10 protein-coding genes are annotated in these 12,339 nt (G+C 37.6%); all 10 read right to left on the bottom strand.

Going from position 1 to position 12,339, the window contains the following annotated elements:
* Window positions 1–11: 11 nt before the first annotated feature.
* Entirely contained in the window at window positions 12–2,426 is a 2,415-nt protein-coding gene (locus tag BQ5796_RS14440) for a S8 family serine peptidase (protein WP_071460857.1), read from the bottom strand.
* A 293-nt stretch (window positions 2,427–2,719) separates the two neighbouring features.
* Complete coding sequence (locus BQ5796_RS17970; protein WP_141769944.1) at window positions 2,720–2,917, bottom strand: hypothetical protein; 198 nt, start codon at window positions 2,915–2,917, stop codon at window positions 2,720–2,722.
* Between the two features lie 389 nt (window positions 2,918–3,306).
* Window positions 3,307–4,584 carry an IS110 family RNA-guided transposase gene (locus tag BQ5796_RS14450; RefSeq protein ID WP_071460859.1) on the bottom strand — a complete coding sequence of 426 codons (1,278 nt, stop codon included), beginning with the start codon at window positions 4,582–4,584 and terminating at the stop codon, window positions 3,307–3,309.
* A gap of 436 nt (window positions 4,585–5,020) precedes the next feature.
* Window positions 5,021–5,251: a helix-turn-helix transcriptional regulator gene (locus BQ5796_RS14460; protein WP_071460861.1), complete on the bottom strand. Its 231-nt coding sequence runs from the start codon at window positions 5,249–5,251 to the stop codon at window positions 5,021–5,023.
* A gap of 23 nt (window positions 5,252–5,274) precedes the next feature.
* Window positions 5,275–5,994, bottom strand: coding sequence for a P-loop NTPase family protein (locus tag BQ5796_RS14465; RefSeq protein WP_071460862.1), 720 nt, complete (start codon window positions 5,992–5,994; stop codon window positions 5,275–5,277).
* Window positions 5,991–6,863, bottom strand: a complete 873-nt coding sequence (locus BQ5796_RS14470) for an ABC transporter ATP-binding protein (RefSeq protein ID WP_071460863.1) — start codon at window positions 6,861–6,863, stop codon at window positions 5,991–5,993. Before BQ5796_RS14470 ends, BQ5796_RS14465 begins: the two co-directional genes overlap by 4 nt.
* A gap of 112 nt (window positions 6,864–6,975) precedes the next feature.
* A complete protein-coding gene (locus BQ5796_RS14475; RefSeq protein ID WP_071460864.1) occupies window positions 6,976–9,669 on the bottom strand; it encodes a lanthionine synthetase LanC family protein in 2,694 nt (897 codons plus the stop codon).
* Window positions 9,666–11,801, bottom strand: a complete 2,136-nt coding sequence (locus tag BQ5796_RS14480) for a peptidase domain-containing ABC transporter (protein WP_071460865.1) — start codon at window positions 11,799–11,801, stop codon at window positions 9,666–9,668. The genes BQ5796_RS14475 and BQ5796_RS14480 overlap by 4 nt, the downstream gene beginning before the upstream one ends.
* Window positions 11,802–11,877: 76 nt before the next feature.
* Window positions 11,878–12,045, bottom strand: coding sequence for a class II lanthipeptide, LchA2/BrtA2 family (locus tag BQ5796_RS18310; RefSeq protein WP_200792886.1), 168 nt, complete (start codon window positions 12,043–12,045; stop codon window positions 11,878–11,880).
* A gap of 53 nt (window positions 12,046–12,098) precedes the next feature.
* Window positions 12,099–12,269: a lichenicidin alpha family lanthipeptide gene (locus BQ5796_RS17475; protein WP_083413135.1), complete on the bottom strand. Its 171-nt coding sequence runs from the start codon at window positions 12,267–12,269 to the stop codon at window positions 12,099–12,101.
* Between the last annotated feature and the right edge of the window lie 70 nt (window positions 12,270–12,339).

Below are 12,339 nucleotides of genomic sequence, written 5' to 3' on the forward strand. Positions count from 1 at the left end.
CTTTTTGCTGTTTAAGGAGTAACAGGTGCCCCTTTTAAAATGGTGATAGTCCCACTAGAACTTTCAACGAAAGAATAGGAATCTTCCAATGTAATGGTATATGAATATTCCCCATCCTCGAGAGATTCGGGATTCACGGTGAACACTTGATTCCCTGCTTCCATCTCGTTTTTTTGAGTTAAAACAGTTTGCCCCTCATTAAAAATTTCCATTGTCACAGTACCAGCCCGGTTGGTCCTATATGTTATCGTGTTGAAGCCACTTGCAGTTTCAGAAGCGAGAACAGGCGGAGCGACTAGGTTGAAGGTTTTGCTTTTTATTGTGGATCTATTCCCCGCTGCATCCGTCAATTCCAGCTTATAATAGTAACTCCCTTCCATTGCCTTTCTCCCTCGATGATCATTGCCATCCCATTGGAAGGCAATCGTTCCAGTTTTGAGGGGTTTTTTTAGCGTAAGCGTCTTTACGACTGTTTCATTCCCTGTCATGATATATGCGCTTGCCGTTGCATTCTCCTTTATATTTGCGGTGAAAGCAAATTTTTTCCTTCCATCCTGTCTAAAAGGAGACTTTGCCGGTGTTACTATAGCGGTGGGAGCCTTCGTGTCTACCGTCAAGGTCATTTTCCTTGTGGCCTTTCGCTTGGCGGAATCAGCCGCAGAGAAGACTAACGTGTATTTTCCATCCTTCACGAATCTTCCTTTCTCGTCTTTTCCATCCCAAATGATTTTATGCGTTCCTGACGTTTGCAACCTTGAAGTAAGCAGCCTGCGGACTTCCCTGTTTCTTGCGTCCCTTATGCTTGACGTCATATACACCTTTTTATTGATGCTGTAAGGAGCGGAAAGCGTTTTTTTCACTGGCGGTGAAAATAGAGCATTAGCATTCGCCTTTATTGCCGGCAACACATTGTTTGTTGCTATGATTGTCGCTCCTTTGGAGGCTGTCTGTTTTCCGTTGGATGCTTTGACCATCAGCTTGTATGTTCCAGCTGCGGCATACTTCCCGTTTGAAAGCCTGCCATCCCAAGCTGTCGAAACTATCCCTCCGCCCGATTTTTTCTTTGTGGCAATTTTACGGACAATGCTTCCTCTCGAATTCTGGATATAAACGGAGTATGTCACTCCCTTTGCTAAAGCAAATGAAATATTGTCTTTTAAATCGCCATCAATGGAAAAGCGAGGAAGTGATTGTTTGATACTCGATATGGCCTCCGGTGTTTTCCCGAGCGCCGCTCCAATGTCAATCCTTCCATAGCCGTAATATCGATCCCAGCCTTTCTTCCCAAGGTCAATGGCTGATTTTTTTAGGGTATTTATTATCTGGGCTTGCGAAAAAAATGGATTTTTCGACAGGATGAGGGCAGCTGTCCCTGAAACGACAGGTGTAGCCATGGAGGTGCCGCTCATGTAACCAAATGAACCACCAGGAACAGTGGAAAATATCCTATCACCCGGGGCTGCAAAATCAATATAGCTGCCATAATTGGAATAATAGGCAAGTCTATCCTGGCTGTCTGTCGCACTAATGCCAAGAACATTTTTCAAGGAAGCAGGGTAGGTAATTTCTTTTGTACTTTCATTACCTGAAGCCGCTACAATGAGCGCCCCCTTTTTCCAGGCGTATTGGACGGCATAATCGACGATATAACTGTAGCTTGGTGTACCAAGACTCAAGTTGATAATATTGGCGTTCCTGTCAGCAGCGTAAATAATCGCATCGGCAATATCATACATTTCAGCGTCATTTCCGGAAAAAACGTTGATTGGCATGATTTTCACATTCGGAGCCACGCCTGAACCGCCTAGCTTATTGCTAGAGGCGGCAATAATTCCAGCTACATGAGTGCCATGCATATCCGGGGTTATTTTCGTCCTGCGGGAAACCATGTCATACGGAGCAACAATTTTGCCAGCAAGATCCGGGTGGTTAATTTGTACCCCGCCGTCAATAACTGCAACAGTGATTTTTCTTGAGCCCTTGCTTGCATCCCACGCTTTAGCAGTATTTAATTTTTGTAAATACCATTGTTTCTTAAAGTCAGGATCTGATGGTGTAAAAGCTGCTTCCGCCCGATAATTCGGCTCAACAAACTCGACATTCGATAGATGATGAAGTTCTTTAGCGGCCTTTTGGAGGCTTGTCCCTTTTGGCACTTGTATAAGAGAGAAACCAGCTTGTGCTAAGCTCTCCTTCTCTTTTGCCCGGATGGATTGCAGCGCTTTCTTTCTAGCCTGCTCGCTCGTCCCTTCTTTAAATTTAATAATCAGCTCGGTGCTGGCAAAGTCATTCTTTTCTTTGTCAAAACGCTCTCCAGTGCTCTGCGGTGGTACTTCTGGTGCCATATCAGTTGAAGCTGTGCCTGCTCCAGCGGGATAAAAGGATAATAAGAGCGGGATAAGAAGCAATAAGCATGATTTTTTCATCGTATTCCCCTTTATTTTTGAAGTTTGTTTCTCTTTATATCGGTATTTTCCTAAACAGTTACTGTTTTTTCGACAAGGGCAGGAATGTACCGTAGATGTTGTTTCTATAGGGACATGGACATAACGAGGCAAGTCGTACGTACGGGGAAAATAGTAAGTTTTCGCTCTGAGACAGGAAACGCACCTCCCTAATAGGAGGTGCTGCGTGCTTACATGCGTCGTTTGATTGGGGGTACGTGTCCTACACGATACAATCACAAATATAAGAAGCAAAAATTGGCTAGGTGCCGTTTTTATTTCATATTAAACTTGGTAAATGTCCAAACCGCAACAATGAGGCAAAGTGCTAAAGAGATTCCCATAATAGCTGTGTCTTGCAATGAGGTATTGAACTGGAAAAACTTTTTAAAAGAGTATGATAGAATAGCTTGTGCAGCAATAAAAACAATAACGCCTAAGCCGACTGATATTAAAACTCTTAATAAACCCATTATATTCTCTCCCTCTATAAATATTGATATATCAACGGTTTGACCCGTTGTTGGAGTGTCAAAAAAATATTTTTCGACACAAACCCTAACAGATATTAATAAATATGTGATTCTCTTACAAATGCCAGGTACGCTACGCGGTCACTACTGGATAATAACGGAAAGTAGTGATAGGAATTTATGCGATGCACCATGGATCTCTGCGTAGCTTATGATGACGTACCCTCCCATGTCTCTGGGCATCAGTGTGCCTACATTCCTTCGTTCGGTCTAGTCATAAGGCAGAGGCTAGCGAAGCTCCTTTAGGGACTCGAGGTCGAATGGAAAAAATAGTGCCAGCTTCTCCGTGTCATCCTGTTGTCTAGGTCCAATTAAGGGGATGTAGGGCCTTATGCAACCTCTGCGAGGCCGGGAATATCCCTCATCATTCGCTTTGCGTCAAACGCTTTGTGCTTGGTGCTAATTCCATGTAATACTTTTAATAGCTTACCGCATAGAACCACGATAGATCGCTTCTTGCGCAACGGATTAACCTTACGGTTAGTGTAATATTCGTGTAGCTTTCTAAAGGCTTCATTGTGGCGAATCATCGGCATCATTACTCGGAACAGGAGGGCACGTAGCTTTCTTCTGCCCCGTTTGGAGATGCGTTTTTGCCCTTTGTGCAGGCCGGAGGAATTTTCACGTAACGTTAATCCCGCGAGTTTGATTAGTTGGCGTGGATCTTCGTAGTGTGAAAAGCTTCCGATTTCAGCTAATAGGTCAACAATCGTGGTATCTCCAAGCCCTGGAACCGTTGATAACCATTCGTATTCTACAGACGTTTTTACAAGTTCAACTAAGTGTTGAGTAATACTTTCGATATCTTGTTCTAGCTGGTGGTAACGGCGAACGAGTGTGGCGATTTCGATACGGGCCATCTCACGTCCTTCTGTTACTCCAATAGAGCTAGCTGCGACTTCGATAAGGCGCACTGCTTTTGGTCTTTGGGGGGATTTGAGTCCCTCGACCTTTCGATAAAGGGATAACACCTCATCGGGTTGTTTCTGGTGAAGATCGCTCGGAAATGGAGTGCATTCAAGTGCAGCCATAGCCATTTTTCCGAATAACGGAAATACCTGAACGAACTCTGGAAAATAGCGATCTAACCAGCGAATCATCCTGTTTTTGACAGCGCCTAGCTCCTCTGCAAGCTTACTTCTAAGCGAGGATCCAACGCGAAGTTCAGCCTCCATACCTTTCAAGATACGGGGGTAGCTGAAGCGCCCATCTTTTACAAGACGAGCAATTACCAGTGCATCTTTGCGGTCATGTTTGGTTGGTAGATTATCGTCCAACTCTTTTGAGCGTTTGACATGCATGGGATTGGCCATCACCAAGGGAATGCCCCGTTCGTCCAGGAAATAGGCTAAATTGAGCCAATAATGGCCGGTAGGCTCTATCCCGATGATGACTTCTGTTTTCCCGTTCTCTTTCATTGCGGCGAGAATACGTTGATAGAAAAGCTCGAATCCATCTCCAGATTGAGAAACAGAGAATGATTTTTGGAGCACTCGTCCGCGGTCATCCACAAAGCAAGCGTAGTGTGTCCGCTTGGCAATGTCGACTCCCACAACAAGTGTTTTTTCGGTGACTTGATTAATCTTGTGATTTTGTATAAAATCCATATGGAGTCCTCCTTGGTTATCAAATTAGGGGTCAATTCGTGCTACGTTTTGACACCCCGCATCATACCAAGAGGGCTCTTTTTGTTCAAGTCCCCGAAAATGCTTCTAACAGGAATGCTCCTTTATAAAAAAGTACAGAAAGGAAGCTGCTCCGCATAAAAGAGCCAGAGATATGATTGTCAGAAGGTATAGCTTCATATAGATCAAATAATAGTCTTCAGGAAACATGTACATGAAAAAAAACAGCAGTATTACAAGAAATGTTAAGACAATTTGGTTGACCTTCAGTTGTATTGCTTTCCGCCTTTCATCCAGCTCTCCTATTCTGTATGCTAAAATTCCTAAAGTGACAATTGAAAACAAAAAGATACATAACAGTAACCCTACATATAAATTAAAGTTACTTCTGTCAGCCCCTATCCATTGGTCCAGAGCTTCAAGCATCTGTATTTCCTCCTTCAAAGCTGAATATTTCTTCTATATTTACTTTAAAATATTTAGCTATTTTAAAGGCTAGTAATAAAGAAGGAACGTATTTATTCTTTTCCATCACAATTATTGTTTGTCTCGAAACCCCAATTTCTTTTGCCAGTTCTTGCTGAGTTAATTTATTTAATACCCTATATTCATACACCCTATTCATGATTACTTCTTCATGCTTTTCCATAATAAACCCCTTCATATGCTTCATTAGTAATCTTGTTTGGATATCGCAAAAAGGGAGCAGAGCAAAACCACTACTATTGATAATGCAACTATCAAATATTCCATTCCACTTAAATTGTGAGAACCAATTAAAATAGGGAAAAAGTAAAACGGAACTTTTTCAACGATCTTCTCTACACTGGCCGGAAGTATATTTCCCTCGAGCAGCGTACTCACTAAATTAGGGAGAAAAGAAATGGACAATACTGCTATGACAAATAAAACAGTTACTTTTCGATAAAATAAACTGATGAATAAAAAGAAGGTGGCATATAAAACAGAGAATAGAATGTAGTTTAAGATGCTTTTCAAATAAAGACTTAGTTCCACTGTGGAATTTAAATAATAAGCCATCCCCAATGTCATTAGCGAGCAAGTAATACCGAAAACAAGCCCGATGTATAGGAAACCAGTAAATTTAGAGAGGACGTATTTCTTTCTATTGGTTTGGCTATTGAAAATCAATGTATTTACACCACTGCCCATATCCTTTGTAAACAAGTTCATTCCGAAGCTGACACAAAGGATACTTCCAAATAGTGCATAAAAAGAAGTAACATGAAGAATCGTAAACGGGCCATCAAGGTTTTTGATCGAGTATGCAATCCCAAAAGCAGGGAAGATAGAACCAATTAATGCGACATATAGATAAAATTTAGAGTGAAGACCTCTTACATCAAGCCAGAACAGTTTTGATGCTATCATAGTACTTCTTCCCCCTTCTCGGATAAATGGAAATAATAATCTTTAACTGAAGTGACTTTCTTCTCAATATTTAAAGGGAATATGTTGTTAGCAGCTAGATTTTTAAGGATTTCAGAGTAATCCTCCATATATTCTGTTTTGATGATATTACCTTCAACTTGAACATTCCTTATACCATCTTGCAAAATAGCATATGCCGCTTTAACATCTTTCTGCGAAAAAGTAAAAACAATAAGACCCGAATTCGTCAGGTTTTGTTTATTGACAATATCCTTAATTCTTCCACCATCAATATAAATGATATTGTCGCTAATGAACTCTATGTCTTCTAGTTTATGGCTGGATATTAATATAGCCATATTGTTTTCTTTTGCTATTTGTTTAATGGTTGTCAAAATACTAATTGTCCCCTCAGGATCCATTCCATTAGTCGGTTCATCCAAAATTAAATAGTCAGGTTTCCTTAATAAAGCAATTGCTATTCCTAGTCTTTGTTTCATCCCCAATGAATAATTCCGAACTTTTTTATTCATGTATTGTTTCATTTCTAAAGTATCAATAATTTTGTTCAAGAAATTCATATCGACCTTATTCGTAAATATTTGCTGAAAATACTTCAAGTTAAACAGTCCAGATTCATGAGCATAAAACTTTGGATGTTCAATTAAATAACCTACTGAAGTGTTTGCGGGAATCTCAACTCTTCCTTCAAAGTTAACGATATTCCCGCAAATGATTTTCATAAGGGTTGTCTTACCTGCACCGTTCTTCCCAACAAGCCCATTAATGGTCCCCCGCTCTAATTCCATTTGAGCATTTGCTAGTACCGTATGATCTTTATAGGTTTTAGAAACGTTTATTATCTTCATCCCTGCACCCCCAAATTAAAGTATATACATATTGTAAAACAAACCATACAAAATGTAAAGTGCGCTTTACTCAAAAAGACGAAACTACCTTTTATCTACAATTGGAATGTTTTTATTGTGCCAACAAAACATTATTCGATCGGATAATGTTTTTTTCTAAAAATAGTAAGTACATAAATAAAATACCGCTATATCCGGTCATAAATGATTTATTCATTCCATTTATATCGTCAACGGAGAAATAACTGGTGAGACCATCCTCCAATTTCTTCATAAACTTGTTATACAGAACCTCGTCTTTTAAGGAATAGGCTATATATATACCAATAAAATAATTACCGAATTTCCCATGGCATAAGGATAAAGATTGCTTTTCACTTTGTTCCAGTGTTGATAAATTATGATAAATGACCTCTTTTAAGTTTCCTTTTGCATAGCCTTCATTGAGGAGTTCCGTAAGTGAAAGTAAAATGCCAGGAGCGCCATGGCACCAATTATCCAACTCCTTCTTATTTTGAATGGAACAAGGCCAATTCTTCGTCGTACTATTGTTAGCGGAATTTAAAAATTCCAAACAATCGTCCACGATTCTAAATAATTCTTGATCATCAAGTAATTTTGCACATTGGAACAAAACAGGAAGATAGCCAGCAATTCCATGGGAATAACCGAAACTAATATCGATGCCGCTTTTTTCCTTTGCAAGCCAACCGGAGACATTATTTTGTTTGTAATAATTTGTCACAAGGTGATTTTTGACAAGGATGATATTTTCTTTGAGGATGTGTCTATAGTTTTTGAATCTTTCCGCATGATAAATATCAAGCAGTGCTTTTAACAGGCCAACACTTCCTGATACTATATCAAAGGAGAGATCATGCGATACATTCCTGCCCAACTTTTCAATTGTTTTGATTATTTCTTCTTTGTAACTAGGATTATTCTTTTCAAACTCTACCATTAGATACAGCAGTCCGGCCGCACCGTCAAATATCCCATTCTGCATTGATGGATTATTGTCGATGTCCTTTTGAAAATCCTCAATAAATAATCGTATTTGCAACTGCAATTCGTTTTCTTCACGCGTTTTCATTTTGAAATGCTGACTATATTTCAATAAATATAAGTATATACCCACTTTACCGTAATAAAGAGTGTCAGGCATATAGTCCACCTGATAATCCTTATATAAGTCGTTTCCTTTTTCTACAATTTCTAACCAATTCAGCCTATTATTCTCACTATAAAAACTTTTTTGCATTAAATTTTCATAGCAATGAAGAAAAATGTCATTTAAGTCCCCATTATGGGAGGAGACATTTTTACTTACTGGATTGCTTCCACTTCGAACTTGCTCAAGAATATAGGCTTCCTCAATAAACTGTAGTTGTTTCTTCAAATCGAGCATGCAAAACTTATGATAATATTGTGGATCAATATTGATTTCTTGGCGGAAACTTGGAATGTTCCCCTCTAGAAGAAAGTTAATTTCATTTTCCTCAAAAATTTCGAGCGTTCTGAAAAACTCTTCTCTCCATTTCCTTGCCGTCAGAAGCTTCGGGGCATAACTGGACCAAATAGCATCACTGTATATGTAGGTGTGTTTTTTAATAATTCTATTTTGTATTCCGGTAAACAGACTTTCCATTTTATTCATCATTTCCAGTTTGTTATCAAGGAAAAACTCATATGATTTCTTAAATCCCTCCATAATAAAATTTTTATATTGATAAAAGATAAGTTCTTCGCCTTTATATTTAGGGATATTAAGGTGAACACTCCCCTTTTTCTCAATAACTTTCCTTACTTCTATACCTTTCTTGGTGATTTCGTATACATACTTCAAAATATCTAAATCACCCTCGAAATTATTGGAGAATGCGGCGAGTGTCTTCTCCCTTATGGAAAAGGAAGGCAATAAGGCTGTATCATAAACAGTGAAATCCTCTTTTATATTAAAAATATTCTCCGAATCTATTGTGATGATTGTATCTTTTGTTGAAATAATGTTTTCATAATGGAAGTCTGATCCCGATATTAAATATGTGGTGAACAAAAAAATACCAACATTTTTAAAGTATGTCTCGACGCAATCTATATCCTCCACTATTATTTCTCTTTGTATATAGAATTGATCTAATGTTAAAATATCCAAGTCAACTTCGGGGCCATTCATATGTAAGCATTCTCTCAAATATTCATAAAGATGCTGGTGGTTCATCTCAGCTTTAGCATCTTTCCATTTAACAAAGAAATTTTCCTTTCCGATTTTCACGGAAGCAGTACACCGACCATTTTCGTGTTTATCTCCTTTACTTAAATCAAAAGATAGCAGCTGATATTCCGCTTCACTAATGGAGAATTTCTGTTGTATCGCGCTTTTATTTTCTTCTAGTAATTGGAGAAGGTACTCTACATTATTTAGTGTTTGATTATAATAGTTATAGAGAATCGATATCGCTTCAGGAAATATACTGAAAAATTCATTAAACTTTTTATTGTCCGCAATAAATTCCTTTTTATACATAGAGTAAAATTCTTGGAAATCTTTCACTTTATTTAACGAATCTTTATATAAGTTATTCAGGTAAATAGTAACGGCCCTTGAAATCACTCTCATGGAGAAAGAATGTATATCTTTTAAAACATCCTGGAAAGCTGGTTCCAGGATGTTCATCCATTTGTTCTGCTCAAGGACATAGCTAAGAATCCTTTTATAAACAAACCCAAATTTATAATGTTCACAGTGATAGTCTTTATCCGATTGGTAACGACTTGTTACTTGAATTAAATTGTGAGTATTCAACTATAAGCTACCTCACTTTCTCTATTAAGTTCACGATAAGATTGGCTATTCACTAAGAGATATTCATGGCTTCCTGATTCCATGATCACCCCATCCTCCAAAATAAAAATAGTATCGGAGTTTAAAATGGTGCTTAGCCTATGGGCTATTACAATTTGCGTTTTATTGTTGTTTTTAAAATAAGAAGTAATCGCTTTTTCTGTTAAATTATCAAGAGAGCTGGTTGCTTCATCAAGGATGATTAGCTCCGGGTTATTCACTAATGATCTGGCGAGGATAATCCTTTGCTTTTGGCCGCCGGAAATATTTTGGCCAGATTCAGATACTACCGTTTCATACTTCATTGGCATAAGATGAATCTCTTCATATATTTGCGCGACTCTGCAAACTTCTTCTACTTTTTCCATTGGGATGTCCTGGTTCATTACTATATTTTCTTTTATAGACTTATTGAATATAAACGGCTCCTGGGGAACGAACCCTATTAATGACTTTAATTTTTCTTTGTCGAGCATTTCCAACTTGTACCCATTAATAAGAATCTCCCCTTGATTAGGAGAATATAAGCCCAATATTAGTCCAATTATTGTTGACTTTCCGGAACCGGTTTTGCCTACGAACGCCACTTTTTCGCCACTGTGAATGGTGAAATTTAAATTCTTTAGAACGTAACTCTTTTGTCCCGGATATTTAAAGTAGACATCTTTAAACTCAATTGTTTCAATTTCATTGATTTCGATGGAATCCGATCTGTTTGTGTCAGAAGGGTGTTCGAGAATATCTGAGATACGCTCTAAATTATTCTTCAAGGTTCCATATACATTAAAAGCTGTAAATATGCTTCCTAAACTGCTGAAATATATGCCTAAAAGGGTGTAACCAAAGATTGCCTTACCAATACTTATTTCCGATTCCAAAACAAAAATAATCACTAAAAATAGACATACTGGGCCAAAAATGGAAAATGCAGAGATAACCATGGAATAGAGATCATTCGAAAATGTTCTCTTTTTATAAAACTCCAACGATTTTACATATTGTTCATTCAATAGCTTGTTCATAAAGGATTCCTGATTTCCTGCTTTTACCGTAAACATTGCAGACATCGTTTCATATTCAAGCGACTGCAGCTTCGTGCCTTGGAGGATTTCAAGCTTATGATTTTTTAAAATAATTTTTCTTATGTAAACCAATATAACTCCCATAAGGAAACTTGCTAACAATGTATATACAACGAGAGCAGGATTAATATAAAACATCATTATATTAACGGTTATAACCATCCCAAAATCTATGAGCCCCATCAATACCGTGTTTATCAGATACTCTCTATTAGTTTTTAACAATCCAAGCCTATACATTAAGTCGCTGGAATTCCTTGTTAAAAAAAAGCTGTAAGGAACATGAAACATTTTGTTTATTACTTTAATGTATATGCTTTTATCCATTGCTGCGGAGAACTTGATAACGACCAAACTTCTAAGAGTATAAATCATAAGAAAGGAGAAAATGGCAAGAATGATCCACAGAAAGTTCCGGAGATTCGCTACCTGCTGCTTGTTTTCATAGTACTCCGTAAAAAATCTCATTAAATTTGGAGCTACTAACGTTACTGCATAACTTAGAATGGAGATAAACAATAATAATAAAAAGATCTTTTTTTCACTTTTAAAAAAGTCAGTGTATACCTTGAAATAGTTCTCTTTTTCGCTTATATATTCTTTATTTTCTTTCGGCGTCGCCAAGAGTACGATGTTGCTAAAAAATTTCTTAAACTCCTCTTCTTTCAGCTTCATTCTTCCTATGTTTGGATCAACAATGACAAATTCATTCTTCCTTATACTTTCAAGAACAACAAAATGGGAATTGTTCCAATAAAGAATTAAAGGTGCTTTTTCTATCTTATCGAGCATTGAGGTCGAGACTTCATACAATTTCACTTCATATTGTTTTCTTTCTAAAATGCCCTTCATATCATTTAAACTGACGCCATCTCTTCCTACTTCAACTATTTTAGAAAGCGATTTTACAGATATATGTTCACCATAATAACCCATGACCATGGATACACAGCACAACCCACATTCAGACTCTTGCACTTGCGCAACATAAGGAACTTTTCTTGAAAACATTTTTTTACACCTCAAAATAGTAGACTCTTTCTATTAAAAAATAGAAAGAGCCATATTTTCTAAGTATATAAATCGATTAGCACTGAGAAGTACATTTAGTTGTAGGACACATGGAAACTGAAATTGTTACTGTAATGCCTACACATGGAAGAGTTGTAGTTCCGCCATTTACTCCCTCAGCGTTCGATAATTCCCTCAAAATTCCTTCGTTTTTTTCATTTTTTTCCAAAGCTTTTGAAAACATGTTAACTCCCCCTAAAATTTAATTTTCATTCAATAGTAAGTATTCGGAATTTACTAGTTGCATGAAGGCATGCATTCCACTGTAAGAGTGCAAAATTTCCCGTCATTTCCCAGCAGAGAAGATAATCCACCACCGGCAACGTTCACAGATTCAAATTGTTCAAGTTCTACAAGATAATCTTTTTCCATTTCAGCAACCATTAATTCCTTTTGCTCTTTTGTCATTTAGTTCACCCCCTTCCTGATATAACAATATATAACATGATTAGTAATTTAAAGTAAGTATATTTACAAA

The sequence above is a fragment of the Bacillus massilinigeriensis genome (assembly GCF_900111815.1).
GTDB classification, from domain to species: domain Bacteria; phylum Bacillota; class Bacilli; order Bacillales; family Cytobacillaceae; genus Mesobacillus_C; species Mesobacillus_C mediterraneensis.